This is a genomic window from Pseudomonas sp. GW823-FHT01D03 (assembly GCF_058798255.1).
This window is the reverse complement of sequence record NZ_JBXAKK010000001.1, coordinates 2,369,719-2,395,834: the sequence shown is the minus strand read 5'-3', so window position 1 is coordinate 2,395,834 and position 26,116 is coordinate 2,369,719. Positions and strand designations below refer to the sequence as shown.

General features: G+C 60.5%; 20 protein-coding genes. 5 read left to right on the top strand and 15 right to left on the bottom strand.

The genetic code is table 11. The annotated features are described in order from the left end of the window. Positions 1-112: 112 nt before the first annotated feature. Positions 113-451 carry a type II toxin-antitoxin system Phd/YefM family antitoxin gene (locus AC1RBR_RS10515; RefSeq protein ID WP_492564241.1) on the top strand — a complete coding sequence of 113 codons (339 nt, stop codon included), beginning with the start codon at positions 113-115 and terminating at the stop codon, positions 449-451. Then, on the top strand, positions 448-825 hold the full coding sequence (locus tag AC1RBR_RS10510) for a type II toxin-antitoxin system VapC family toxin (protein WP_008083738.1): 378 nt from the start codon (positions 448-450) through the stop codon (positions 823-825). Before AC1RBR_RS10515 ends, AC1RBR_RS10510 begins: the two co-directional genes overlap by 4 nt. A 233-nt stretch (positions 826-1,058) precedes the next feature. Here the strand turns inward: AC1RBR_RS10510 and AC1RBR_RS10505 are convergent, their stop codons facing one another. From AC1RBR_RS10505 to AC1RBR_RS10480, 6 genes are read right to left on the bottom strand one after another with little or no spacing between them, the layout of a single operon-like run. Continuing rightward, positions 1,059-2,801: an ABC transporter substrate-binding protein gene (locus tag AC1RBR_RS10505; RefSeq protein ID WP_492564238.1), complete on the bottom strand. Its 1,743-nt coding sequence runs from the start codon at positions 2,799-2,801 to the stop codon at positions 1,059-1,061. A gap of 47 nt (positions 2,802-2,848) precedes the next feature. Further along, positions 2,849-3,121: a DUF2160 domain-containing protein gene (locus tag AC1RBR_RS10500; RefSeq protein ID WP_492564236.1), complete on the bottom strand. Its 273-nt coding sequence runs from the start codon at positions 3,119-3,121 to the stop codon at positions 2,849-2,851. 10 nt (positions 3,122-3,131) lie between these two features. Further along, positions 3,132-3,932 carry a carbohydrate ABC transporter permease gene (locus AC1RBR_RS10495; protein ID WP_027614646.1) on the bottom strand — a complete coding sequence of 267 codons (801 nt, stop codon included), beginning with the start codon at positions 3,930-3,932 and terminating at the stop codon, positions 3,132-3,134. Between the two features lie 10 nt (positions 3,933-3,942). Then, positions 3,943-4,809 (bottom strand): carbohydrate ABC transporter permease, encoded by an 867-nt coding sequence (locus AC1RBR_RS10490; protein ID WP_007961995.1) that lies wholly within the window; start codon positions 4,807-4,809, stop codon positions 3,943-3,945. Continuing rightward, complete coding sequence (locus AC1RBR_RS10485; RefSeq protein ID WP_492564234.1) at positions 4,806-5,915, bottom strand: ABC transporter ATP-binding protein; 1,110 nt, start codon at positions 5,913-5,915, stop codon at positions 4,806-4,808. The genes AC1RBR_RS10490 and AC1RBR_RS10485 overlap by 4 nt, the downstream gene beginning before the upstream one ends. Beyond that, positions 5,915-7,009, bottom strand: coding sequence for an ABC transporter ATP-binding protein (locus AC1RBR_RS10480; protein WP_492564233.1), 1,095 nt, complete (start codon positions 7,007-7,009; stop codon positions 5,915-5,917). The genes AC1RBR_RS10485 and AC1RBR_RS10480 overlap by 1 nt, the downstream gene beginning before the upstream one ends. A gap of 381 nt (positions 7,010-7,390) precedes the next feature. Here AC1RBR_RS10480 and AC1RBR_RS10475 point away from each other — a divergent pair, with 381 nt between their 5' ends. Beyond that, a complete protein-coding gene (locus tag AC1RBR_RS10475) occupies positions 7,391-9,238 on the top strand; it encodes a sigma-54-dependent Fis family transcriptional regulator (protein WP_492564231.1) in 1,848 nt (615 codons plus the stop codon). Between the two features lie 203 nt (positions 9,239-9,441). Here AC1RBR_RS10475 and cysS read toward each other — a convergent pair whose 3' ends face one another. Further along, positions 9,442-10,824: a cysteine--tRNA ligase gene (cysS, locus tag AC1RBR_RS10470; protein ID WP_492564229.1), complete on the bottom strand. Its 1,383-nt coding sequence runs from the start codon at positions 10,822-10,824 to the stop codon at positions 9,442-9,444. Between the two features lie 22 nt (positions 10,825-10,846). Next, on the bottom strand, positions 10,847-12,547 hold the full coding sequence (locus AC1RBR_RS10465) for a glutamine--tRNA ligase/YqeY domain fusion protein (protein WP_492564227.1): 1,701 nt from the start codon (positions 12,545-12,547) through the stop codon (positions 10,847-10,849). 250 nt (positions 12,548-12,797) lie between these two features. Between AC1RBR_RS10465 and AC1RBR_RS10460 the strand changes: the two genes are divergently transcribed. Together AC1RBR_RS10460 and lpxH are read left to right on the top strand one after the other, a co-directional pair. Then, the gene (locus AC1RBR_RS10460) at positions 12,798-13,304 is read left to right on the top strand and encodes a peptidylprolyl isomerase (protein WP_492564226.1); all 507 of its coding nucleotides are present in this window, start codon (positions 12,798-12,800) and stop codon (positions 13,302-13,304) included. Continuing rightward, complete coding sequence (gene lpxH, locus AC1RBR_RS10455; RefSeq protein ID WP_492564224.1) at positions 13,301-14,053, top strand: UDP-2,3-diacylglucosamine diphosphatase; 753 nt, start codon at positions 13,301-13,303, stop codon at positions 14,051-14,053. The genes AC1RBR_RS10460 and lpxH overlap by 4 nt, the downstream gene beginning before the upstream one ends. Positions 14,054-14,178: 125 nt before the next feature. On the opposite strand, the gene AC1RBR_RS10450 is transcribed toward lpxH, so the two are convergent. The 7 genes from AC1RBR_RS10450 to AC1RBR_RS10420 form a co-directional block, all read right to left on the bottom strand. Beyond that, complete coding sequence (locus AC1RBR_RS10450; protein ID WP_424800303.1) at positions 14,179-15,708, bottom strand: DHA2 family efflux MFS transporter permease subunit; 1,530 nt, start codon at positions 15,706-15,708, stop codon at positions 14,179-14,181. Between the two features lie 138 nt (positions 15,709-15,846). Next, complete coding sequence (locus AC1RBR_RS10445; protein WP_456019226.1) at positions 15,847-17,049, bottom strand: HlyD family secretion protein; 1,203 nt, start codon at positions 17,047-17,049, stop codon at positions 15,847-15,849. 14 nt (positions 17,050-17,063) lie between these two features. After that, on the bottom strand, positions 17,064-18,533 hold the full coding sequence (locus tag AC1RBR_RS10440; RefSeq protein ID WP_492564221.1) for an efflux transporter outer membrane subunit: 1,470 nt from the start codon (positions 18,531-18,533) through the stop codon (positions 17,064-17,066). After that, positions 18,523-19,005, bottom strand: a complete 483-nt coding sequence (locus AC1RBR_RS10435) for a MarR family winged helix-turn-helix transcriptional regulator (protein WP_027614634.1) — start codon at positions 19,003-19,005, stop codon at positions 18,523-18,525. Before AC1RBR_RS10435 ends, AC1RBR_RS10440 begins: the two co-directional genes overlap by 11 nt. 257 nt (positions 19,006-19,262) lie before the next feature. Continuing rightward, positions 19,263-20,585 (bottom strand): hypothetical protein, encoded by a 1,323-nt coding sequence (locus tag AC1RBR_RS10430; RefSeq protein ID WP_492564220.1) that lies wholly within the window; start codon positions 20,583-20,585, stop codon positions 19,263-19,265. A 94-nt stretch (positions 20,586-20,679) separates the two neighbouring features. Beyond that, positions 20,680-24,354 (bottom strand): translocation/assembly module TamB domain-containing protein, encoded by a 3,675-nt coding sequence (locus AC1RBR_RS10425; protein WP_492564218.1) that lies wholly within the window; start codon positions 24,352-24,354, stop codon positions 20,680-20,682. Beyond that, complete coding sequence (locus tag AC1RBR_RS10420; RefSeq protein WP_115985587.1) at positions 24,351-26,078, bottom strand: autotransporter assembly complex protein TamA; 1,728 nt, start codon at positions 26,076-26,078, stop codon at positions 24,351-24,353. Before AC1RBR_RS10420 ends, AC1RBR_RS10425 begins: the two co-directional genes overlap by 4 nt. Between the last annotated feature and the right edge of the window lie 38 nt (positions 26,079-26,116).

Below are 26,116 nucleotides of genomic sequence, written 5' to 3'. Positions count from 1 at the left end.
CACAAACGCCGAAAGCTCTCGCCGCAACCTCCGTTTTGTCCTACAGCCAGTTTTGCGTAGATAGCTCTATGGTGGAGGCCTTGGCAGATGGAATACCGACGAGAGGCTAAAAATGAACAGGGATATCGTTTGCGAATGGGCTGAAGAATTCTGTGGTCTGGCAGCGTTGAAATATTCTGGCTATATTTGTCCAGAATACAGGGGTGAGCTGATGATCATCGTTCCGCTGGCTGAAGCCAAAAACAATTTATCCAAACTCGTCGATGATGCCGCTGCTGGCCAAGTCATCACGATTGCCAAGCATGGGCGGGCGATGGCTCGCCTCGTTCCCGTAGGAAAACCCAGCGCTCAGCGTATTGGCGCAATGAAGGGCAAACTGGTGTTGCCCGACGATTTCGACTCACCATTGCCCGATGACATGCTTGATGCATTTGAGGGCACTCAAGCATGAGGCTTCTGCTCGACACGCACATTTTGCTCTGGACGCTCAGTGATGACGCCAGACTGTCCGGCAAAGCCAGAAAATTGATTGAGAACGCCGCCGAAATCTACATCAGCGCCGCCACCTTCTGGGAAATGGCGATCAAGGTCGGGCTCGGCAAGCTGAATGTTGATCTGGAAGAAGTCCGCCAATATTGTCTCGACAGTGGCTTTATCGAACTGCCAGTGACTGCAGAGCACGCCATCGCCGTTAAGGATCTTGAGCACCATCACCGGGATCCGTTTGACCGCATTATCGTGGCCACAGCAATGACCGAACCGATGAAGTTGCTCACGGCTGATGCTTTGGTTGCTCGGTACACCGATCTGGCTGTTCTGGTCTGATCAAGACACATCCAGTACCGGCACACATCAATGCTGGCGGCGGGTCAGTCGATATCTTTTTCGTCTGACACACCGCTATCGCGAGCAGGCTCACTCCTACAGGTTTTTGTGTCGTTCACAGATGCGGTGTACGCCGCAAACCTCTGTGGGAGTGAGCCTGCTCGCGATAGCAATCGCAGCGGCACCAAAAAAACGGCACCTTACGGTGCCGTTTGCCTTTCACACATCAACCATCACTTACGCGCATCCGCCCACGATTTCAGCAGTTCGTTGTAGCTCACGGTCTCGCCCTTCGGCTTCTCGTTGGCCAGTTTCGGTTTCGGGGCGCCCGGTTGATCGAACCAGTATTGCGCGTCGCGTTCCGGGTTCATTTTCGGTGCGCAAGTGGCTTGCGCCTTGGAGCGTTCGAGGCGGGTCATGATTGCGTCCTGATCCTTGGCCAGGCCGTCCAGCGCCTGTTGCGGAGTCTTCTCGCCGCTGGCCGCTTCGGCGATGTGGCTCCACCACAATTGCGCCAGACGCGGATAGTCCGGCACGTTGGTCCCGGTCGGGGTCCATTGCACGCGGGCCGGGCTGCGGTAGAACTCGACCAGACCACCGAGTTTCGGCGCCAGATCGGTCATCGCCTGCGAGTTGATGTCCGACTCGCGAATCGGCGTCAGGCCGACGATGGTTTTCTTCAGCGACACGGTTTTCGAGGTGACGAATTGCGCGTACAGCCACGCCGCCAGCTTCTGTTTCTCAGGCGTGGATTTCATGAACGTCCACGAACCCACGTCCTGATAGCCGAGCTTCATGCCCTCCTCCCAATACGGCCCACGCGGCGACGGCGCCATGCGCCATTTCGGCGTGCCGTCGGCGTTGACCACCGGCAGGCCCGGTTTGGTCATGTCGGCGGTGAACGCGGTGTACCAGAAAATCTGCTGGGCGATGTTGCCCTGCGACGGCACCGGGCCGGACTCGGAGAAAGTCATGCCCGCCGCTTCCGGTGGCGCGTACTTCTTCAGCCAGTCGACATACTTGGTGGTGGCGAACACCGCCGCCGGGCCGTTGGTGTCGCCGCCGCGGGTCACGCTGGAACCGACCGGGTGGCAATCCTCGACGCGAATCCCCCACTCGTCCACCGGCAAGCCGTTGGGCAAGCCCTTGTCGCCGCCACCGGCCATGGAGAACCAGGCATCGGTGAAACGCCAGCCCAGCGACGGGTCTTTCTTGCCGTAGTCCATGTGGCCGTAGACGCGTTTGCCGTCGATTTCCTTGACGTCTTCACTGAAGAATTTGGCGATGTCTTCATAGGCCGACCAGTTCACCGGCACGCCGAGTTCGTAGCCGTACTTTTCCTTGAACTTGGCTTTCAGATCGGCGCGTTCGAACCAGTCGGCGCGGAACCAGTACAGGTTGGCGAACTGCTGATCGGGCAATTGATAGATCTTGCCGTCCGGCGCGGTGGTGAACGAGATGCCGATGAAGTCCTTGATGTCGAGGGTCGGCGAGGTGAAGTTCTTGCCTTCGTTGGCCATCAGGTCGGTGATCGATTCGGTTTTGCCGTAGCGAAAGTGCGTACCGATCAGGTCCGAGTCGTTGACCCAGCCGTCGTAAATATTCTTGTCCGACTGCATCACCGTCTGCATTTTTTCCACCACGTCGCCTTCTTGCAGCAGGTCGTGGGTGAGCTTGATCCCGGTGATTTCGCTGAAGGCCTTGGCCAGCACTTTCGACTCGTATTCGTGGGTGGTCAGGGTCTCGGAAACCACTTTGATTTCCATGCCGCGAAACGGTTCGGCGGCCTTGATGAACCACTTCAATTCTTCGAGCTGCTGCTCGGCCGTCAGGGTCGACGGTTTGAACTCGCTGCCGATCCATTTTTTCGCGGCGTCTTCGTAGGCATCGGCCCAGGCAGATGCGCTCAAACCGCTGAGTGCCAGCATGGCTGCCAATGAAATGCTATGTCGCAGCTTATTGTTTTTGTCGAACATAGAGACCTCCAGTTTGAGTTACGGAGCACGATTGCCGAGCGACTCGACTAGCCCCAGCGCACCACAGCCAACAGCCACACCAGAGACAGCGCGGACGCTACCCAGATGCTCCAGTCGGTGACGCCGATTACCAGCAGATGCAGGTAGGCGCTGCCGAGAAGACCGATGAACAAGCGATCGCCACGGGTGGTGGCAATCGGCAGAAAACCTCGCCGCAGGATGCTCGGCGAGCGCAATTCCCAGGTGGTCATACCCACCAGCAACAGGCCGATGGCGATAAAGAACCCCGCCGTGGGGGTGGTCCAGCTCATCCATTCCATCATGCGTTCCTCAGACCCGACCCAGAGCAAAGCCCTTGGCCACGTGGTTGCGAACAAACCAGATCACCAGCATGCCCGGCAGGATGGTCAACACCCCCGCCGCTGCCAGCACGCCCCAGTCGATGCCCGAGGCCGACACCGTGCGCGTCATCACCGCCGCAATCGGCTTGGCATTCACCGAAGTCAGCGTGCGCGCCAGCAGCAGTTCGACCCAGGAAAACATGAAGCAGAAAAACGCCGTGACGCCGATGCCGGAACCGATCAGCGGGATGAAAATCTTCACGAAGAACTTGGGAAAGCTGTAGCCGTCGATGTAAGCGGTTTCGTCGATTTCCTTGGGCACGCCAGACATGAAGCCCTCCAGAATCCACACTGCCAGCGGCACGTTGAACAGACAATGCGCCAACGCCACAGCGATGTGCGTATCGAACAGGCCGATCGACGAATACAACTGGAAGAACGGCAGCAGGAACACCGCCGGCGGCGCCATGCGGTTGGTCAGCAGCCAGAAGAACAGGTGCTTGTCGCCAAGGAAGCGATAGCGCGAAAACGCATACGCCGCTGGCAGCGCCACACTCAGCGAGATCACCGTGTTCAGGCTGACGTAATACAGCGAATTGAGATAACCGGTGTACCAGCTCGGATCGGTGAAAATCACCTTGTAGTTGTGCCAGGTGAAATCCTGCGGAAACAGGGTCAACCCGCCGAGAATTTCAGTGTTGCTCTTGAACGACATGTTCAGCAGCCAGTAGATCGGCACCAGCAGAAACAGGATGTACACCAGCAGCGGAATCAGCTTTCTCTTGCTCATGGCCGGGCCCTCAGCGATTGGCGTCGGAATGGGTCATGGCGGTGTAGAACAGCCACGAGACCAGCAGGATGATCAGGAAGTACACCAGCGAAAACGCCGCGGCCGGCCCCAGATCGAATTGGCCGACGGCCATCTGGGTCAAGGTCTGGCTCAAGAAAGTCGTGGCATTGCCTGGCCCGCCGCCAGTGAGCACGAACGGCTCGGTGTAGATCATGAAGCTGTCCATGAAGCGCAGCATCACCGCGATCAGCAGCACGCTCTTCAGCTTGGGCAACTGGATGTGCCTGAACACTGCCCAGGCCGAGGCGCGGTCGATCCGCGCCGCCTGGTAATACACGTCGGGAATCGCCCGCAGCCCGGAGAAACACAGCAGCGCCACCAGCGAAGTCCAGTGCCAGACGTCCATCACCAGCACCGTCACCCAGGCGTCCATGGTGTTGGCCGCATAGTTGTAACTGATGCCCAGCGCATTCAGGCTCGACCCGAGCAGACCGATGTCGGCGCGGCCGAAGATCTGCCAGATGGTGCCAACCACATTCCATGGGATCAGCAACGGAATCGCCAGAATGATCAGCACCACCGACGACCAGCGCCCCTTGGTCGGCATGGTCAAGGCGACAGCGATGCCCAACGGGATTTCGATCAACAGCACGCAGGCCGAGTAGATGAACTGGCGCAGCAGCGAGTCATGCAGGCGCGGGTCGAGCAGCACCTGCTTGTACCAGTCGGCACCGACGAAGTAGCGGCTGGACTGGTCGAAGATGTCCTGCACCGAGTAGTTGACCACGGTCATCATCGGGATCACCGCACTGAACGCCACCAGCAGGAACACCGGCAACACCAGCCACCAGGCCTTGTTGTTCTGCACCTTGTTCATGGCTGCACCTCTTCATCGGCTTCAAGCAGAAACTCATCGGCATAGACCATCAGCCACTGTGCCGGAAAACTGATGTACGCCGTGCCCTGCGGCACCGGTTTGTCTTCGGCCAGACGCACCTTCAGCGGCGCGCCATCGAGGTCGAGGGTGAGGATCTTGTAGGTGCCGAGGTCTTCGACGTGGACCACCCGCGCCTGCATCGCGTCATCAAACGGCTCGTCCCAGACGTGAATGAACTCCGGGCGGATGCCGACCTTCAGATTTTTCCACTGACCATGTTCGATATGCCGTTGCAAGGCGTCAGACAACGGCAAGTGCGTCGAGGCGAAACCGACCCCACCCGGCTGCGGCTGCACTTCGATCAGGTTCATGCCGGGGCTGCCGATGAAGTAGCCGACAAAGGTATGGCTCGGCCGCTCGAACAACTCACGGGGCGTGCCGAATTGCACGATCTGCCCGCCATACATCACCGCGATTTTGTCGGCGAAGGTCGAGGCTTCAAGCTGATCGTGGGTGACGTAGACCATGGTGATGTTGAACTGCTCGTGGATCTGCTTGAGCTTGCGCCGCAGCTTCCATTTCAGGTGCGGGTCGATCACCGTTAGCGGCTCGTCGAACAGGATTGCGGAAACGTCGTCGCGCACCAGGCCACGGCCCATGGAGACTTTCTGTTTTTCGTCGGCGGTGAGGTTGCGCGCCTTCTTGCTCAGCAGGTTTTGCAGGTCGAGGACTTCGGCGATTTCCTGCACCTTGCTGAGCACTTTCGCCTCGGCCATGCCCTGATTTCTCAGAGGGAAGGCCAGGTTATCGAACACGCTCATGGTGTCGTAGACCACCGGGAACTGGAACACCTGGGCGATGTTGCGCTTCTCCGGGGTCAGGTCGTTGACCGCTTTGCCATCGAACAGCACATGCCCTTGCGAGGGGCTGAGCAGGCCGGAAATGATGTTGAGCAAGGTCGACTTGCCGCAACCCGAAGGGCCGAGCAAGGCATAAGCGCCGCCCTGCTCCCAGACGTGGTTCATCTCGCGGATCGCGTAATCCTCCGCGCCGCTCGGAGTTTTACTGTAGCTGTGGGCGAGGTGCTGCAAACGGATTTCGGCCATCAGGCAACCCTCGCGACACGTTGGCCCGGTGCCTGCACCAGACGGCCCTGCGCATCGAACACGAACAGTTTGTGAGTCGGGATGTAGATGCGGATCGGCGCATCGACGTCGTATTCGTGAACCCCCGGCAGGTGCAGCACCAGCAGGAAATGCTCGTTGCGCACGTGCAGGAAGGTCTCCGAGCCGCTGATCTCCGCCACTTCGACGGTAACCGCCAGCTCCAGATCGTCATCGTTGCTCGGCACCAGCGAGATATGGCTGGGGCGCACGCCAAAGCGAAACTCGCCCTCGCCTACAGGACGCAGGTCGACGTTCAGCGGGAAGTGCACGAAGTTGGCGAAGCTGACTTCGTTGCCGGCGATGCGCCCGGGCATCAGGTTGATCGGCGGTTCGGAAAACAGCTCCGCCGCCAGCACGGTTTGCGGCTGGTGGTAAACCGAAGTCGACGGGCCGCTCTGGATCACCCGACCCTCGTGCAGAATCGTCGTGGTGCCGCCCAGCGCCAACGCTTCGTTCGGTTCGGTGGTGGCGTAAATCGCAATGGTGTGACGCAGCTTGAACAGCTCGCGCATTTCCTGACGCAGCTCTTCGCGCAGCTTGTAATCGAGGTTGACCAGCGGCTCGTCGAACAGGATCAGCTCGGCATCCTTGACCAGCGCCCGGGCCATCGCGGTGCGCTGCTGCTGGCCGCCGGAAAGCTCCAGCGGATAGCGCTGCAGGAACTTCTCGATGCGCAGCATCTTCGCGGTTTCCAGCACTTTGCTATGGATGATTTCTTTGGAAACACCGGCCTGACGCAGCGGCGAGGCGATGTTCTCGAACACGGTCATGGTCGGGTAATTGATGAACTGCTGATAGACCATCGACACGTTGCGCAGGCGCACCGGGCGCTGGGTGACGTCGACGCCGGTCATCAGGATGCGGCCGCTGTCAGGCTTGTCCAGACCTGCCATCAGGCGCATCAGACTGGTCTTGCCGGACAGCGTGCGGCCGAGCAGAACGTTGAAGGATCCGGGTTCGAATTTCAGGCAGGCATCGTCGATCCAGGTCTGGCCCTCGACGGTGCGGCTGACGTGCTCCAGGGTGAGTGACATGGCTCGGCCTTTTTATTATTGGAGTCAAGCGACCTGTGCAGCAGAGCGACATTCGTGCCAGAAATGGCAAGTGGTTGATTTGTCGTGAAAAGGGCTGAAAACGCGGGGAATGGGCGTTCATTGCTGAACACATTTGAACAGTTGGGCGATTGACAATGAACAATAGTGAACAACACTCTATGAACGCTTTTTGCCCAGATTTTGTGAACGATGAAAATCCAATGTGGGAGCGGGCTTGCTCGCGAAGGCGGTGTGTCAGTCGATGTAAATGTGTCTGATATACCGCTTTCGCGAGCAAGCCCGCTCCCACAGTTTTGATCTGTGTTGGTTTTGAAAGCAGCGCCATAACAACAATAAAATGCCCTTCAGAGGCCCACCACCATGGCCGCACCTGCCCCGCCGCTGTCCCACGACGCAATTGTCCAGACCTCCTGGCAACGTTGCCGCGCGTTCGGCCTTGACCACCAAAGCACCCCGGCCTTCGATCAACTACCCGCCGCCGGCATCGCGCAGTTGCTCGACAGTCACCACGCGCTGGTGCAGACCACCCATCAGGAAGTGCTGCCGTACTACGAGAACATCCTCAGCAACTCCAACTGCCTGATCATGCTCGCCGACCATCAGGGCCAGGTGCTGACCTCGTGGGGTACTCAGCGCTTTATCGAGCCGAATCTGGCGCGGGGGTTTCAGGCCGGGGCGAGCTGGATGGAGCGCTGCAGCGGCACCAACGCGATCGGTACCGCGCTGGCCTGCGAGCAAGCGGTGCACATCGAGCACGATGAACACTTTCTCAAAGCCAACCGTTTCATGACCGGTTCCGCCGCGCCGATTTTCGATGCCGAGCGCAAGGTGATCGCGGTGCTCGACGTGTCCAGCGACAGCTATCTGCCGCCCTCGCACACGCTGGGCATGGTCAAGATGATGAGCCAGACCGTGGAGAACCGGCTGATCCTCAACCTGTTCCACGGCCAGCACTTTCAACTGACCTTCAACACCGGGTTGAACAACCTCGACAGCCAGTGGGCCGGTTTGTTGATTTTCGATGAGAGCGGTCAGGTGTTGTCGGCCAATCGCCGCGCCGACAATCTGCTCGGCGTGCGCCTGTCGCGGGTCAGTGTCGAGAGCCTGTTCAACGTGTCGCTGCTGGAGCTGATCAATCAGCCGGACGGCTTGCCGTTCGCCCTGCAGACCTCCGGGCGCAACCGTTTTCAGTGTTTGCTGAAGCGGCCGAAACAGGCTGCGATCCAGCCCCGGTTGTTTGCAGACCCGAAAAACACCGAAACGTCGAACAAACCAACTGGAGCGATCAGCCTCAGCACCCTGCACTTCGGTGATAGCCGCGTCGAGAAAGCCGTGCGCCAGGCCGAACGCCTGCTGGAAAAAGACATTCCGCTGCTGATCCACGGCGAAACCGGGGTCGGCAAGGAAGTCTTCGTCAAAGCTTTGCATCAGGCCAGCTCGCGCAGCAAACAGGCATTTATCGCCGTCAACTGCGCGGCGATCCCCGCCGAACTGGTGGAGTCGGAACTGTTCGGCTATGAAAAAGGCGCGTTCACCGGCGCCAACCAGAAAGGCAGCATCGGCCTGATCCGCAAAGCCGACAAAGGCACCCTCTTCCTCGACGAAATCGGCGACATGCCGTTGCCGACTCAGGCCCGGCTGCTGCGGGTGTTGCAGGAGCGCTGCGTGCAACCGGTGGGCAGCAGCGAGTTGTTCCCGGTGGATCTGCGGATCATCTCGGCGACCAACCGCTCTTTGCGCGAGCAAGTGCAACTGGGGCGGTTTCGTGAGGACTTGTACTACCGCATTGGCGGTTTGACCCTGGAACTGCCGCCGCTGCGGGAGCGCAGTGATAAGGAGGCGTTGTTTAAACGACTATGGGAACAGCATCGTGAGCCGACGCAATGGGCCGGGCTCAGCCGCGAAGTGCTGGAGCTGTTCGAGCGGCACCCGTGGCCGGGCAATCTGCGTCAGGTCAGCAGTGTGATGCAGGTAGCGCTGGCAATGGCCGAGGAACAACCGGTGCGGCCGGAGCATCTGCCGGATGATTTTTTTGTCGATCTGGAGATGGAGCCGGTGGAGAGCGTGCAGCCGCTGGGGCTGGATCTGAATGATGTGGAGGCGTTGAACCGCGAGTTGAAAGCGGCCGGGGGGAATATTTCGCATCTGGCACGCAGGCTTGGGGTGAGCCGCAATACCCTCTACAAGCGCTTGCGCCAGGCCGAATGATGCGTCGGCCTTGTGGGCCTCTTCGCGAGCAAGCTCGCTCCCACGGGGATTTGCGACCGACAGGATTGGTGGCGTAACCGATGACCCGTGTGGGAGCGGGCTTGCTCGCGAAGGCGCCAGTCCCTTCACCACAAAAACCACAGCGCCCCCCCAAAAACAAAACCCGCACAAGGCGGGTTTTGTTTTTAAAGCGGATCAGGCATTCAGTCAGCCAAACGCCAGGTAGTCCCACCCTTGCCGTCTTCCAGCACCACGCCCATTGCCGTCAGCTGGTCGCGGATGCGGTCGGACTCAGCCCAATCCTTACCCGCACGTGCCGCCAGACGCGCCGCAATCAACGCATCAACCTCAGCCGCATCGACACGCCCTTCAGCGCCCGCCTGCAGGAAGTCATCGGCTTCCAGCTGCAACACGCCCAGCACGCTCGCCAGTTCTTTCAGACGTGCCGCCAGACCGGCCGCCGCATTGAGATCGCTCTCGCGCAGACGGTTGATCTCACGCACCATCTCGAACAGCACCGCGCAAGCTTCCGGCGTGCCGAAGTCGTCGTTCATTACCGTGGTGAAACGCTCGACGAAGGCTTCGCCACCAGCCGGAGCAACGCTCGGCAGGCCTTTCAACGCGTGGTAGAAACGCTCCAGAGCGCCCTTGGCGTCCTTGAGGTTGTCTTCCGAGTAGTTGATCGCGCTGCGGTAGTGGCTCGACACCAGCAGGTAACGCACGACTTCCGGGTGGTACTTGTCGAGCACGTCGCGAATGGTGAAGAAGTTGTTCAAGGACTTGGACATCTTCTCGCCATTGATGCGGATCATGCCGCAATGCATCCACGCCTTGGCGTAGGTCTTGCCGGTGGCCGCTTCGCTCTGGGCGATTTCGTTTTCATGGTGCGGGAATTCGAGGTCACTGCCGCCGCCATGAATGTCGAAGGTCTCACCGAGGCAGCAGGTGGACATCACCGAGCACTCGATGTGCCAGCCCGGACGCCCGGCGCCCCACGGCGATTCCCAGCTCGGCTCGCCCGGCTTGGCGGCTTTCCACAGGACGAAATCCAGCGGGTCTTCTTTCGACTCGTCGACTTCGATGCGCGCACCGATGCGCAAGTCTTCGATCTTCTTGCGCGACAGCTTGCCGTAACCCATGAATTTGGCGACGCGGTAATACACGTCACCGTTGCCCGGGGCGTAGGCGAAGCCCTTGTCGATCAGGGTCTGGATCATCGCGTGCATGCCCGGAATGTGATCCGTGGCGCGCGGTTCCATGTCCGGCTTCTTGATGTTCAGGCGCGCTTCGTCTTCGTGCATCGCGGCGATCATGCGCTCGGTCAACGCTTCGAACGACTCACCGTTCTCGCGTGCACGATTGATGATCTTGTCGTCGATGTCGGTGATGTTGCGCACGTAGGTCAGGTCGTAACCGCTGAACCGCAACCAGCGGGTCACCAGGTCGAACGCGACCATGCTGCGGCCGTGGCCGAGGTGGCAGTAGTCGTACACGGTCATGCCGCACACGTACATGCGCACCTTGTTGCCATCCAGCGGCTTGAAGACTTCTTTGCTCTTGGTGAGCGTGTTGTAGATCGTCAGCACTTTATATTTCCTTGACGCTAAATCACTGGCCCCACGAATCACGCAGGGTCACGGTACGGTTGAATACCGGCTGACCTGGTTTCGAGTCCTTGATGTCGGCAACGAAGTAGCCTTCGCGCTCGAACTGGAAACGGTCTTCCGGCTGTGCGTTGCCAAGCGATGGCTCAGCACGACAACCGGTCAGCACTTGCAGTGAGTCAGGGTTGATGTTGTCGAGGAAACTCGCGCTGTCTTCGGCCTTCTCCGGGTTCGGAGAACGGAACAGGCGATCGTACAGACGCACTTCGCACTCGATGCTGGCCGCCGCCGGCACCCAGTGGATCACGCCTTTGACCTTGCGGCCTTCAGGGTTCTTGCCGAGGGTGTCCGGGTCGTACGAGCAACGCAGCTCGACGATGCTGCCGTCAGCGTCCTTGATCGCTTCGTCGGCACGGATCACGTAGCTGCCGCGCAGACGCACTTCGCCGTTCGGCTCCAGGCGCTTGTAGCCCTTTGGCGGTTCTTCCATGAAATCATCGCGGTCGATGTAGATTTCACGGGCGAACGGCAGCTGGCGCACGCCCAGTTCTTCTTTCTGCGGATGACGCGGCAGTTCGAGGTTTTCGACCTGACCTTCCGGGTAGTTGGTGATCACGACTTTCAACGGACGCAGCACGCACATGGCGCGCGGGGCGTTCGCGTCCAGGTCCTGACGGATGCTGAACTCGAGCATGCCGAAATCGACCACACCATCGGAACGGTTGGTGCCGATCATGTCGCAGAAATTGCGGATCGACGCCGGCGTGTAGCCACGGCGGCGGAAGCCCGACAGCGTCGACATGCGCGGGTCGTCCCAGCCATTGACGTGCTTTTCATCGACCAGTTGCTTGAGCTTGCGCTTGCTGGTGATGGTGTAGTTCAGGTTCAGGCGGCTGAACTCGTACTGGCGCGGGTTGGCCGGCACCGGCAGGTTGTCCAGGAACCACTCGTACAGCGGACGATGGCTTTCGAATTCCAGGGTGCAGATCGAGTGGGTGATGCCTTCGATGGCGTCCGACTGACCGTGGGTGAAGTCGTAGTTCGGGTAGATGCACCACTTGTCACCGGTCTGATGGTGATGGGCGTGGCGGATGCGGTACATGATCGGGTCGCGCAGGTTCATGTTCGGCGAGGCCATGTCGATCTTCGCGCGCAGCACACGGGCGCCATCCGGGAACTCACCGGCGCGCATGCGTGCAAACCAGTCAAGGTTCTCTTCCACCGAACGGTCGCGGAACGGGCTGTTCTTGCCCGGCTCGGTCAGGCTGCCACGGTATTCCTTGGCCTGCTCAGGGGTCAGGTCGTCGACGTAGGCCTTGCCGGCCTTGATCAGCTCGACGGCCCAGTCGTGCAACTGGTCAAAATACTGCGAGGCGTAGCGCACTTCGCCGGACCATTCGAAGCCCAGCCATTTGACGTCGGATTCGATCGCGTCGATGTATTCCTGATCTTCCTTGGCCGGGTTGGTGTCGTCGAAACGCAGGTGCGTGACGCCGCCGAACTCCTGGGCCAGGCCGAAGTTCACGCAGATCGACTTGGCGTGGCCGATGTGCAGGTAGCCGTTGGGCTCAGGCGGAAAACGGGTGACGATCTGGGTGTGCTTGCCCGAGTCCAGGTCTGCCTGGATGATCGGCCGCAGGAAATTGACCGGCACGGCAGGGCCGGACTTGGCATTCGAGGTAGGGTCGACAGTGGGCTTGCTCATAGGATCCTTGACTTACATGTGCGCGGCCGCAAAGGGGGCCAGACAAAACAAAGCCGCTATCATAGCCGATGCTGTCAAGGGGCTGACAGAGCGTGGCCTATAAAGGAGCGCATTTAATCGCCGGGATTTGAAAAACAGCCTCGAAATTCGCGCCTGTCACGCTAAACTGCGCACCTTGGCCGATGCAGGCTGAACCGGTTTCGGTACTCAGTGTCCGAAAACCACGAATTCCTTATAAAGAGTAGCGATCATGACTCAAGTCAAACTGACCACCAACTACGGCGACATCGTCATCGAACTGGACGCGGAAAAAGCGCCGATCACCACTGCCAACTTCATCGAATACGTTAAGAAAGGTCACTACGAGAACGTGGTGTTCCACCGTGTGATCAAGGGCTTCATGATCCAGGGCGGCGGTTTCGAGCCTGGCATGCAGGAAAAGAAAGACAAGAGCCCAAGCATTCAGAACGAAGCTGACAACGGCCTGAAGAACGAGAAGTACACCGTTGCCATGGCCCGCACCATGGACCCGCATTCGGCCTCGGCGCAGTTCTTCATCAACGCCACCAACAACAGCTTCCTCAACCACACCGCCAAGACCGCTCAGGGCTGGGGTTATGCCGTGTTCGGTAAAGTGGTTGCCGGTACCGACGTGGTCGACAAGATCGAAGGCGTTGCCACCACTTCCAAGGCCGGTCACCAGGACGTGCCGAAAGACGACGTGATCATCGAGAAAGCCGAGATCATCGAAGCGTGATATTGCTGATTTCAGATTTGCATCTGGAAGAGGAGCGCCCGGACATTACCCGGGCGTTTCTGGATTTGCTCGCCGGACGCGCCCGCTCGGCGAGTGCGTTGTACATTCTCGGCGATTTTTTCGAGGCGTGGATTGGCGACGACGCCATGACGCCCTTCCAGCGTTTCATCTGCCAGGCCCTGCGCCAATTGAGCGACAGCGGCACGGCGATCTTTCTGATGCACGGCAATCGCGACTTCCTGCTCGGCAAGGCCTTCTGCAAAGAAGCCGGCTGCACGCTGTTGAAGGACCCGAGTGTCGTGCAGTTCTACGGCGAGCCAGTGCTGCTGATGCACGGCGACAGCCTGTGCACCCGCGACGTTGGCTACATGAAGCTGCGGCGCTACCTGCGCAACCCGATCACGCTGTTTATCCTGCGCCACCTGCCGCTGAGCACTCGCCACAAACTGGCGCGCAAGCTGCGCAGCGAAAGTCGCGCGCAGACGCGGATGAAGGCTAATGACATTGTTGATGTCACGCCTGAGGAAATTCCGCGGATCATGCAGCAATACGCGGTGAAAACCCTGATTCACGGGCATACCCATCGTCCGGCGATCCACAAGCTGCAACTCGGCGAGCAGGCAGCGAAGCGGATTGTGCTGGGGGACTGGGATCGTCAGGGTTGGGCGTTGCAGGTGGATGAGAACGGGTTTGCCCTGGCGCCGTTCGACTTTGCCCCGCCGCCAGCCCTGCCCGCTCCCGCAATCTAACAGCCAAACACAAACTACTGTAGGAGTGAGCCTGCTCGCGATAGCGGTGTACCAGTCAACGAAGATGTTGAATGTGATACCGATATCGCGAGCAGGCTCACTCCTACAGTTTGACCGCGTTTTGCTTAGTGACCGCTGGCGGCCGGGCCGGCCTTCGCCGCAAACGGCGGCTTCGCCAGCCACACAATCAGAATCAGCCCCATAAAGCCCCAGCCCAACAACGTGAAGTAATCCACAGTGGAGAGCATGTACGCCTGGCTGGTGAGGATCTGATCCATCTGCGCGTACGCCGATTGGCTCGCGCCGCCTAAATGATTCAAGGTCTCGCGGGTCGCCGGCTCATAGGTGCTGATGCTTTCGCTCATGTATGCATGATGCTGATCGGCGCGGCGGATCCAGATCCACGTGGTCAGCGATGCGGCAAAGCTGCCGCCCAAGGTGCGCAGGAAGGTCGCCAGGCCTGCGCCGTCGGCGATCTGGCTCGGTGGCAGGTCGGACATGAGGATGCTCAGGGTCGGCATGAAGAACAGCGCCACGCCAATCCCCATGAACAGTTGCACCAGGGCGATGTGCTGGAAGTCGACCTCGTTGGTGAACTCGGCGCGCATGAAGCAGCTCAGGCCAATCGCGAGGAACGCCAGCCCAGCCAGCAGGCGCAGGTCGAACTTGTTCGCGTACTTGCCGACAAACGGCGACAGCAGCACCGGCAGAATGCCGATCGGCGCCACGGCCAGACCGGCCCAGGTCGCGGTGTAGCCCATCTGGGTTTGCAGCCACTGCGGCAGGATCAGGTTGATACCGAAGAACCCGGCGTAACCCAACACCAGCACCAGCGTGCCGATACGGAAGTTGCGGTAAGCGAACAGGCGCAAATTCACCACCGGATGCTGATCGGTCATTTCCCAGATGACGAACACTGCCAGGGCGATCACCGAAATCGCCGCACCGATGATGATGAAGTTCGACTCGAACCAGTCCAGGTCATTGCCCTTGTCGAGGATCACCTGCAACGCGCCGACGCCAATGATCAGCGTGATCAGACCGACGTAGTCCATCGGCTGGCGACTGGTCTCCACCGGGCGCTTGGCCAGTTGCGAGCGCACCACCATCACCGCAAAGATGCCGATCGGTACGTTGATGAAGAAGATCCACGGCCAGCTGTAGCTGTCAGTGATCCAGCCACCAAGAATGGGACCTGCAATTGGCGCGACCACCGTGACCATCGCCAGCAACGCCAGGGCCATGCCGCGCCTCGCGGGGGGATAGACCGCAATCAACAGCGTCTGCGTCATCGGGTACAGCGGCCCGGCCACCAGGCCTTGCAGCACACGGAAGCCGATCAGTTCCGGCATCGAGGTGGAGATACCGCAGAGAAACGAGGCCAGCACAAACAGGATGGTGGCCCAGAGAAACAGCTTCACCTCGCCGAAACGCCGACTGAGCCAACCGGTCAGCGGCAGCGCGATGGCGTTACTCACGGCAAACGAGGTGATCACCCAGGTGCCCTGCTCCGAACTCACCCCGAGGTTGCCGGAAATGGTCGGCAGCGCCACGTTGGCGATGGTGGTGTCGAGCACTTGCATGAACGTCGCCAGCGACAGGCCGATGGTGCTGAGCAACAGGCTGGGCGGCGTGAAAGAGGCGTTATTGCTCATTGTGAATCCTATGAAACCTGATGGTCGCTGCAGCCCTGTAGGAGTGAGCCTGCTCGCGATAGCGATGGGTCAGACCCAATTTTCTCGACTGATACACCGCTATCGCGAGCAGGCTCACTCCTACAAGGTCAGTGCAGGTCAGCGTTGCGCGGTTTTGCTCACCGCTGCGCTGTTGTCGTGGATCAGCTGCGCAATCATCGCGTCGGCTTCAGCCAGTTGGCGGTCATAGACGTTGGTGCTGAACGAGGCCTTTTGCGGCGGTTGCTGAGCCAGCACCGGGCCGCTCTGGTCGTGCAGGTTCACTTCAACGTTGGTCGACAGGCCGACACGCAGCGGGTGCTTGGCCAGCTCTTCGGCATTGATGTGAATCCGCACCGGCACACGCTGCACGATCTTGATCCAGTTACCGGTGGCGTTCTGCGCCGGCAGCAGAGCAAACGCGCTACCGGTACCGGCGCCGAGGCTGTCGACGGTGCCGCTGTATTTCACGTCGCTGCCGTAGATGTCGGACTCGATGTCCACCGGCTGGCCGATGCGCATGTCACGCAGTTGGGTTTCCTTGAAGTTGGCGTCAATCCACAGTTGATCCAGCGGAATCACCGCCATCAGCGCGGTGCCCGGCTGTACGCGCTGACCGAGTTGCACGGTGCGTTTGGCGACATAACCGGTGACCGGCGCGATCAGCGTGCTGCGGGCGTTGGTCAGGTACGCCTGACGCAGATCCGCTGCGGCGGACATCACGTCCGGGTGCGACGAAACCACGGTGTCATCGACCAGCGCGCTGGTGGTTTTCAGTTGCTGCTTGGCGTTGGCCAGGGCGTTTTGCGCCGAGGTCAGGTCGTCGCGGGCGTGGGACAGTTCTTCCTGGGAAATCGCCCCGCCAGCAGCGAGGTTTTTCCGGCGGTTGTAGTTGTCCTGAGCCTTCTGCACCTCAGCCTGTTGCGCGTTGACCTGGGCTTTCATGCCATCGACGTTGCTGTACAGCCCGCGCACCTGACGCACGGTACGCGCCAGTTTTGCCTGAGCACTTTGCAGGCCGACTTCGGCGTCGTTCGGGTCAAAGTTGATCAGCACCTGACCTTCGTGAACCAGATCGCCATCGTCGGCGCCGATGCTGACCACAGTGCCGGTCACCAGCGGCGTGATCTCAACGACGTTGCCGTTGACGTAGGCGTCGTCGGTGCTCTCGTTGAAGCGCCCGATGAATTCGTGATACGCCCACACGCCAGCACAGGCGAGGAGCACGATAACGGCCAAGACCAACAGCATGACTTTGCGCTTGCGCGGATTGCCGGTGTCGGGGGTGTTGGCTTGAGCTTGAGTGTTTTCGGCAGTGGCCATGACAAATACCTGAATTAGTTGTGCGACGTGGCTGGGGTGGCGTTGGCTGCGGTCAGGGTTTCACCCTGGAAGCCGCCGCCCAGCGCTTGCATCAGTTGAATCGACAGGTCGATCTGCTCGGCATTGAGGTTGGCCAACTGACGCTGGGCCTGTAGCAATTGCTGCTCGATGCTGAGCACGTCCAGGTAGTTGCCGATGCCGGAACCGTAACGCTGGACGACGGTGTTGTAAGAATCCTGGGCAATCTCGGTGGCGTGCTGCTGCGCACCGATCTGCCGGCCGATGTCACGCAACTGGTTGATCGTGTCGCTGACATCGCCCAGTGCTTTCACCAGGCTTTTGTTGTACTGCGCCACCGCCAGATCGTAATCGGCGTCGCGCGCATCGAGGTTGGCGCGCAGACGCCCGCCGTCGAAGATCGGTACCGAAATGGTCGGGGCGATGTTGAAGAAACGACTGGCCGAACCGAACATCGCGTCACCCAACAAGGATTCCGCACCGGCCGAGGCCGTGAGGTTCAAGTTCGGATAGAAGCGGGTTTTCGCCGAGTCGATGTCCTTGCTCGCCGCCTCTACACGCCAGCGCGCAGCGACCAGATCCGGACGCCGACCGAGCAGTTCCGCCGGCAATACCGAGGGCACCGCCACGGCGCTGGCTTGCAGGACTTTCGGCCGACCAACTTCATTGCCGCGATCCGGGCCTTTGCCGAGCAGCACGGCCAAAGCGATTTTCGCGCTGTTCAAGCGTTTTTCCGCGTCGATCAGGCTGGCTTCGGAACTGGCTTCCAGACTCTGGGTTTGCTGAAACTGGTACTGGCTGTCGATCCCGGCACCCAGGCGGCGCTCACTCAACTCGAGCATCTGCCTGGTGCGCTTGAGGTCTTCGTTGGCCAGGTCATAAACGATGTGCGCCTGCCCCAGATCGCTGTAGGCGCGGGCCACATCGGCAGCCAGAGTCAATTGCGCTGCCTGACGATCGACTTCGGCAGCGCGAGCCTGACCGAGTGCAGCTTCCCACGCATCACGCTGGCCGCCCCACAAGTCGAAGTTGTAATTGAAACCGGCGCTGACGTTTCGCACGGTGGCGTAAGCATCGCCCTGCCCTCGCGGGTCCTGATCCTTGGCCAGCCGCGAACGGCTGATGCCGGCGCTGGCGTCGAGGGTCGGATAGCGTTCGGCATCGGCGGCATACGCGGCGGCGCTGGCCTGATGCGCGCGGGCTTCGGCGATCTGCATGTCCGGGCTGTCGTGCAACGCTTCGCGGATCAGACCGTCGAGTTGCGGATCGCCAAGGCTGGTCCACCAGTCGCTCTTCGGCCATGCGGCCGGCGACAGGGTCACGCCGTTGAGGGACTGGCTGGCGTTGAGGCTTTTCGCATCCAGGCTTTTGCCTTGAGTGTCGAGGCCGCTGTAGTTGGCGCAGCCGGCGAGGATCATCGCCGACAGCACCAGGGTCAGGCTGCTGCGCAAGGTTTTACCGCTCATTGTGTTCACCTAACCGCTGGATAGTGATCGGGTCACCGGCTGCCAGCAGGATTTTCTTGAGGATGTATTCCAGGGTTTTCAGCTCTTCGCGGGAGATGGCGCCGGCCAGTTCATTCATCGCATCGGCACCGATGTATGGCAGGCGATCGGCCAGTTGCTGCCCCTGCTCGGTGAGCTTGAGTTGCACCTGACGGCGATCGCCTTCGCTGCGTTGGCGAGCCAGGAAACCTTTCTGCTCCAGACGATCGAGCATGCGTGTCATCGAACCGCTGTCCAGCGACAGATGCCGGCACAGCTCGGCCGGGGTGTCGACGCCAAACTGGGCCATGATGATCAACACCTTGAACTGCGCGGCGGTGATGCCGTGGGGTTCCATGTGGGTGTCGATGATCCGGTCTTTTAGCAGCGCGGCACGGCCGAGCAACAGGCCGAGGTGGCAATGTTTGAATTCGTCCGGGGTGAAATGCTTCATGTGCTCACCTAATAACTGCCTAGGCAGTGAATGTATGTCGAGATGTTACTGCCTAGGCAGCGAATGTCAACGTAATAGTTAGGTTGCTTTGTAATTAGTTGACCAGTGGACTGGGTTTTTGTGGCGCATAGAAGAAGGCCATCGCGAGCAGGCTCACTCCTACAAGGGATCTCCTGCGAACACAGACTTCGCGTCGATCAGCAATCCGATGTAGGAGTGAGCCTGCTCGCGATGGCAGCAACTCGGTTTAGAGCCGATCAGACTTCATCGGAAGGACGGGCAGCCGCCGGCGGCTGCAGGGGATGCACTTCACGCCCGCGCAAAGCAGTCACTGCATAACCGCAAGCGCGTTTGATCACCGCATACATGCTGTGCCAGCCCGGCGGTGCCGGCTCGATGGCGGCATGCAGCGCCCGTGCGTAATCGAGCACCAGACCGGGCGTCCAGGCCATCACTTCGGCGCGTTTACGCACCTGCGCCGCCACCCAGAACTCGGGGCTGAAGATCACTCGGGCAAAGTCGAGCATGCTCGAATGCCCGCGATTCATCGCCCCTTCAAGGGCTGCTTCGAGGCTGTGGGCGACGGCACTCGAGCAGTTGCGGCTGGTGAGGTTGTACGTGCTGTTCTGTCGATACTCAGCCCAGAACGCCTGCAGTCGCCGGGCGTCGTAGTGAGCAAAACTGACCTGAACCGAAGACGGGCACCAGTCCGCCACCTCCCCCGCATAGTCAGGCAGAAACCGCCCGGCGACATCGTTGTTCGGCGTCGCCCGCAGCAAGCGCACGAAATCCCCCGCCGAACGATCGATGTCGTCCAGCGGGTAATGGCTGATGTAAATGTCCGGGCCACATTCCAGTGCCGCGTGGCCAGCCGAGATCACGCCGTTGATGTCGACTGCGGCGATATAGCGGTTGAGCAGACGGTTGCGCACCAGAGTGTCATCGACGGTGCCGCTGGGGGTCCAGACATGAATGACCAATGCGTCGCTGCCGGCCGGCGCACTAAGCGCAACAGGGCTTGTCAGCGGCGGCAGGTGCCTGAAGCGCACGGCTTGGCGCAACAACGCACAGCCCGAGAGAAACAGGCTCATGCCGATGCAGAACGGCACCGTGCCCTTGTACAACGTCGGATACGGTTCAAGGATAAACAGGCCAAAGCCGATTTCGAACAATCCGGCCAGCAGCGACACTTGCCAGCCGACAAAGCGCACCACCACCGCAGCCGCCAGCCTGAAGACCCCATCAACGATGAAAGCCCCGCCAAACAGCACCGCCAAGATCAGCCCGGCAGCATGTTGCCGGTCAACGATCAGCAGCCCCAGCAAGAGAAACGCCAGACCTCGCGCTTTACGCAGTGCAGCAGCCGTTCCAGTTTGCGGGGCCGGCACCAGCAGCAGGATCAGCGCTTCGAGCAACAACAGATAGCCGAAGAGATGCAGCGGGAAATACAAAACGCCATCCAGCGCATCGATGAAGATCGCCACCCCGGCCGCGCCCCAGACAATGCCGGTCAGCGCCAGCGCGGTCCAGCGTTTGCGGACAAAGTCATTACCGAGCAAGACCATACTCAAGCGAACCATAGGCGCAACCGGCAAGGTTTTGAGGGTTCGGTGAGTCTAATACATCCTGGAAAAACCGGATCGCAGCGTCACGACCCGGCTATTGGCCACGTCCTCAGAAATCGCGCTTGTAGAAGATATCCAGCGAACTGGCGACGCCACTGGCGGCTTCGACATAAACCTTCTTGCTCAGCTTGTAGCGCAGGGCGATGGTACTGGCCGGTTCGAACACGCCGACGCCATAACGCAGACTGAGCTTCTCGGAGATATTGCCGCTAGCAACCACGCTGGTGGTGTTGCCACTGCCCTGGGTGTCGAGCTGGAAGTCCTGAATCCCCAGGTCTTTGGCCAGACCGCTGGTGACCCCGGAGCTGCCCATCAGACCCAGGCCCAACGCCGCTTGCGCGAGCATGTTGTTGTCTTCGCCGTTGGTGCTCAGCGGACGCCCCAGTACCAGGTAGGACAAGGCCTGTTCCTGACTCATCGCCGGTTCGGAGAAGATTTGCGTGGTCGGTTGCTCGGCGCTGCCGCTCAGGCGGATACCGGCGATCACGTCGTCGGTCTGGCGGATCGCTTCGATGTCCAGATACGGCTGATCGATCGGGCCGGCAAACAACAGGCGCGCACGACGCACGTTCAGGCGCTGGCCGTAGGCGCGGTAACGGCCGTCGTTGAGCCACAGCTCGCCACGGGTGTCCATGTTGTCGCCGATGTGCACGTGACCTTGCAGGTTGGCGGTCAGGCCGAAACCGGCGAAGCTCAGTTTGTCTTCGCCGACCACCACGTCGATGTCCATTTTCATCGCCAGCGGTGGTTTGCCCTCTTCGGTCTGCGCGCCAACGATGATCGTGTCGTCGGACACTTTCACCGTCGATGGCGGCAGTTCACGCACGGTGATTTCGCCTCGCGGCACCTGTACCTTGCCGGCAATCTTCAGCTCATCGCCGGCCATGGAAATTTTCAGGTCCGGCGCCACTTCCAGCTTGGCGTAGGGCTCGACGGTGACCGGCAATTGCGTGCCTTTCAACGCCAGATCAACCACCAGCGCCTGGCCCCAGGCGACGTTACCGTTCAGGCTGCCCTGCCCGCTCTTGCCGCTGTTCCAGCCACCGTCGAGGCGCACCGATTCGCCGGCAATCACAGCGGTGAGTTGCAGATTCTGCAACTCCATCGGCAACTCGGCGCCAGACACTTCGCCGTCGCTGAGTTGCACCGTGCCGTTGACCAGCGGCGCCAGCAGTCCGCCGGAAATCGTGCCACTGCCGTTCAAGCGCCCGGTGAGTTTCTCGACCATCGGCACAAACGGCCGCGCCACCGACAGGTCCAGTCCGGAGAGACGGAACGAGCCGCTCAGCGGTTTGTTTTTCGGCAGCGGATTGAGCTGTGCCTGCACCATCAATTCGCCGAGCTTGCCGCCGACGAAACTCAGTTCGGTATCGACGCGCTTCGGTGTGAGTTTGCTGGTGAGCTTCAGGGTCTGGTACGGGAAATCCAGCCACTGATCCTTTTCCTTCATGCGCAAGGTGCCGCCACTGGCGTCGACGCTGACCACACCGTTGGGGCCACTGGCTGGCAGGTCCAGTTGCAGGTCGGCGTTGAGCTTGCCCTGCCAGGCAAAGTCTTTCGGCAACCATTGCGCCAGGCTTTCGATCGGGAACTGCTTGAGGTGATAGCGCAGTTTCGGCTCCGGCAGAAGTCGCTGATCTTCACCGCACAGGCTGGCATTACCGGACATCCAGCAATGCGCGCCGAAGTTGATCTTGCCGTCGGCGAGGCGTTCGAGTTTGGCCGGGCTCTGCAGTTTCCAGTTTTGGCCGCCGGCCTGAATATCGCCGCTGGCCAGACGGCCGCGCCAGTTGCCCTTGTCCAGATTGCCGTCCAGACCGAGGGCCAGTTTCAGCTTCGGCCCGAGCAGGTCGAGGTTGAGTTTCTGGTTCTTGATGTCGCCCTGCGCGCTGGCGGTCAACACGCCCAGATTGGTGTCGCCGGCCTGAATGCCGCTGCCCTTGAGATCGATCTTCGCCCGTTGCGCACTGTCGAGCGTGGCGTCGAGGTTGAGGCTTTGCAGGCGATTGTCCTGGAACGCCAGTTGCGAACCTTGCAGGCCGAGTTTGCCTTGCGGAGCTTTCAGCGTACCGGCAACGTTGACCTGCCCCATGACCTGCCCGCGCAACTGCGGCCAGAGCTGGGCCAGACGCATCAGTTTGATGTCGATCTGGCCGGTGAGTTTCTGTTGCAGGCTACCCTTGCCGGTGATGCTGTTGTCGCCGAGGCGGATTTGCAGGGCGTTGAGGTTCCACTGCTCGCCAGCACCGTCAGCCTTGGCCTGGAGGATTGCCGGTTGGCCGCGCAATTTGCCTTTCAGATCGAGGTCGGCGGTCAGGCTCAAGCGCTCGTTCTTCATTTCGCCTTTGCTTTTCAGTGGCCCGGCCAAGGTGCCCGGCAGCTCCGCAACCCAGTACGCCGGGTTGAGTGCCGACAGATCCAGCGCCGTGTCCCAGGCGATGCCATCGGCAAACTGCACGTTCACATGACCTTCGGCCTTGCCCTGCCCGGCTTCCATTTTCAATTGCGGCAAGGCGATCTGTTTCAGGCTGCCGCTGAACGGGCTGCTCAGGCTGAACTCCCCCGCCGGGCCATCGAGGTCGGCGGCGAAGTTACCGAGGTACTGACCGTCGGTGTAGGAGACTTCGCCAGTGAAGGTGCGCAAGGCGACCTGCGGCTCGTCGATCTCGTTATACAGCCGATGCCACGGAAAATCCTGCCAGTTGATATTGGCCTGAGCCGTGAGGCCCTTGCTCCAGTCAACGCTGCCGGTGAGTTTCAGGCTTTGCTTGTCATTGGCACTCAGGTCGAGGCCGGCGATCTGCGCACCGCTGGCATCGACCTTGCCTTTGAGCAGCAGCGCCACCGGGCCTTTATCGGCGGGCAGCGTGGCGTTGCCGTTGAGCTGATAACCGTTTTGCAGGTCACCGTCGGCGGTCAATACCAGTTGATTGAGTTGCAGCGTGTCCGGCAAATCGGCGCTCGGTTTGAACGCCTCGCTAGTGATGCGCACCTTGGCCGGCAGGTTTTCTGCCAGCGGCTGCAGTTCGCCGCTCAACTGGCCGTCGAGGTAACCGTGGCTGTCGGCGTGCAGGTTGAGGGTTTTCAGCAGATCGCCGTCAACCTTCAGCGCCAGTGTCCAGGGGCCGTTGCCCGGCGATGGCAAGGTCAGGTCACCAGCGATATTCAGCGGCCAGTTGCCGGTCGGTTGCAGCAGGCCGGAGAGGTTCAGACTGAGGTCGTCGCGCTGCAACTTCACGCTGTCAATTTGCAGCCCTTGGGCAGTCCAGTGCGCCGCCAGCTGCAAGCCCTTGAGTTGCTCGCTGCCGTTGAACAGCAGGCTGCCGACCTGCACGTCACCGAGCTCGATGGCCAGCGGCAGTTGCAGATCCGGCAGTTTGATCGGACCGCTGTCGGTGGTTTCCGCACTCGGCGGGAATTGCAGGATCACCTGATCAGCCTTGAGCTGTTCGATGCACAGGGTCATGCGGGTCAGGCACAGCGGCGACCAGGCAAAAATCGCCTGGTTCAGTTCGACCCGGCTGCTGTCCTGCTGCCACAGCAGATGATCGGCGCTCCATTGGCCACCGAGACGGCCCTGGAAATTCTCCACGCTCAAACCCGGCACCAGGCTCAGCGCCCAACGGCTGCCGGCCTGCGTCCCGAGTACCGCGCTGATGCTCATTACAACCAACAGCACCAGCGCCAACAGCGCCAGTGCCGCTATTTTCAAACCACGCTTCACAGCTCAGGCCCCATGGAAAAGTGCAGCCGGATGCCGCCGTCGTCGTCCAGCGCGTGGGCCAGGTCGAGGCGGATCGGCCCCACCGGCGAGACCCAGCGCACACCGATACCGACCCCGGTCTTGAGGTTCGGCAGTTCGAGTTTGTTGAAGGAGTTGCCCTGGTCGACGAAGGTCGCGACCCGCCATTTCTCGGCAATCGAATACTGGTACTCGACGCTGCCGGCGACCATGTAGCGTCCACCGATGCGGTCGCCATCGGAGTTTTCCGGAGACAGACTCTGATAGTCGTAACCGCGCACGCTCTGATCGCCACCGGCGAAGAAACGCAGCGACGGCGGCACCGAGTTGTAACCGTTGGTGGCGCTACCGCCGACCTGCACCCGACCGAGGAAGCGGTGTTTGTCGAACACCGTGGTCAGGCCTTTGATCAACGCCGTGCCATATAAGAGGTTGTTGTCCGAACCGAGGCCTTCCTTGGCCACTTTGCTTTCGAAGCTCAGGCGATAGCCGTTGTGCGGGTCGATGCGGTTGTCGCTTTTCAGGTACGAGTAACTGATGCCGGGCATCAGCAACGTACTGAGGCCGGAGTCGTCGCCGAGTTCATATTCTTCGCGCTGCCATTTCAGCGAGATCACCCGCTGCCAGCCGCTGGGCAACTTGCTGTGCCATTCCGGGCCGAAGGTCAGCAGCTTGCTCAGGGTGTCCGAGCCGTCGATGTTTTCAAATTGATAACCACCGGCCCAACGCAGCTTGTCGGTCAGCGGCGGGTCGAGCGGGATATCGTAGAACAACCCGACGTTCTGCCGTGGCGCCGACAACTCGGCCTCCCAGCCGTAACTGTCGCCCTGCGGGTTGACCCAGTGGCGCGTCCAGTTGGCCTTGATCCGTGGGCCGACGTCGGTCGAATAACCGAGGCCCAGGCCCATGGTGCGTGGCTTGCGGGTGTCGAGTTTGACGTCGACCGGGATTACGTCGTTTTTCGCCGCCGTCGGCGCCGCATCGACGCGCACACCTTCGAAATAGCCGCTCGATTGCAGGTCGCGGTTGAGTTCGGCGATCAGCTCGGAGTCATACGGATCGCCAGCCTTGAACGGCACCATGCGTTGCAGCAGGTCTTCGTCGAACGGCGTATCGCCCTCGAAACTGACTTTGCCCAGCGCATAACGCGGGCCGCTTTCGTAAATCAATTCAACATCGGCCACCCCGGCACGCGGGTCGACCAGGAGCTTCTGGCTGGTGAAATGGCCACTGAAAAAACCGAAGCGCGAGGCCTGGTTCTGGATCAGGCGTTTGGCGTCTTCATAACGCCCATGGTTGAGCACCGCGCCGGACTTGAGCGTGTCACTGCTTGGCACACGAAAGGATTTGAGGGAGGCAGCAGGCCCGTCGACGCGGATGGTTACGTTGCGCAGGCGAATCGGTTCGCCGGGATCGATGTTCAGCACCAGGCGCGGTTTTTCGCCGCCCTTCACGTCACTGTCGATCTGCGGCTGGTAATAACCCAAGGCCTGCGCAGCTTTGCGCGCCTGCTCCTCGGCCCCGCGACTGAAGCGCAGCAAGGCTTCTTCATCACGATCGCCGAGGCTGCCGATATAGCCTTCTATATTGGCCTTGAGTTCGTCGTTGGACGGTTTGATCCGCACGTCCAATTCACTTTGCGCCAGCGCCGCGCAGCTGGTTAACAGCATGAGCACGCCACTGGTAAATCTTCCTGGAAACTTCATAGGCGCGGATGCTATCACGGGCTTGGGAGCGTGATAGA

Coding starts and splice junctions, on each gene's coding strand:
- AC1RBR_RS10515 (WP_492564241.1), top strand. CDS start 113: ATGAACAGGGATATCGTTTGCGAATGGGCTGAAGAATTCTGTGGTCTG.
- AC1RBR_RS10510 (WP_008083738.1), top strand. CDS start 448: ATGAGGCTTCTGCTCGACACGCACATTTTGCTCTGGACGCTCAGTGAT.
- AC1RBR_RS10505 (WP_492564238.1), bottom strand. CDS start 2,801: ATGTTCGACAAAAACAATAAGCTGCGACATAGCATTTCATTGGCAGCC.
- AC1RBR_RS10500 (WP_492564236.1), bottom strand. CDS start 3,121: ATGGAATGGATGAGCTGGACCACCCCCACGGCGGGGTTCTTTATCGCC.
- AC1RBR_RS10495 (WP_027614646.1), bottom strand. CDS start 3,932: ATGAGCAAGAGAAAGCTGATTCCGCTGCTGGTGTACATCCTGTTTCTG.
- AC1RBR_RS10490 (WP_007961995.1), bottom strand. CDS start 4,809: ATGAACAAGGTGCAGAACAACAAGGCCTGGTGGCTGGTGTTGCCGGTG.
- AC1RBR_RS10485 (WP_492564234.1), bottom strand. CDS start 5,915: ATGGCCGAAATCCGTTTGCAGCACCTCGCCCACAGCTACAGTAAAACT.
- AC1RBR_RS10480 (WP_492564233.1), bottom strand. CDS start 7,009: ATGTCACTCACCCTGGAGCACGTCAGCCGCACCGTCGAGGGCCAGACC.
- AC1RBR_RS10475 (WP_492564231.1), top strand. CDS start 7,391: ATGGCCGCACCTGCCCCGCCGCTGTCCCACGACGCAATTGTCCAGACC.
- AC1RBR_RS10465 (WP_492564227.1), bottom strand. CDS start 12,547: ATGAGCAAGCCCACTGTCGACCCTACCTCGAATGCCAAGTCCGGCCCT.
- AC1RBR_RS10460 (WP_492564226.1), top strand. CDS start 12,798: ATGACTCAAGTCAAACTGACCACCAACTACGGCGACATCGTCATCGAA.
- AC1RBR_RS10450 (WP_424800303.1), bottom strand. CDS start 15,708: ATGAGCAATAACGCCTCTTTCACGCCGCCCAGCCTGTTGCTCAGCACC.
- AC1RBR_RS10445 (WP_456019226.1), bottom strand. CDS start 17,049: ATGGCCACTGCCGAAAACACTCAAGCTCAAGCCAACACCCCCGACACC.
- AC1RBR_RS10440 (WP_492564221.1), bottom strand. CDS start 18,533: ATGAGCGGTAAAACCTTGCGCAGCAGCCTGACCCTGGTGCTGTCGGCG.
- AC1RBR_RS10435 (WP_027614634.1), bottom strand. CDS start 19,005: ATGAAGCATTTCACCCCGGACGAATTCAAACATTGCCACCTCGGCCTG.
- AC1RBR_RS10430 (WP_492564220.1), bottom strand. CDS start 20,585: ATGGTTCGCTTGAGTATGGTCTTGCTCGGTAATGACTTTGTCCGCAAA.
- AC1RBR_RS10420 (WP_115985587.1), bottom strand. CDS start 26,078: ATGAAGTTTCCAGGAAGATTTACCAGTGGCGTGCTCATGCTGTTAACC.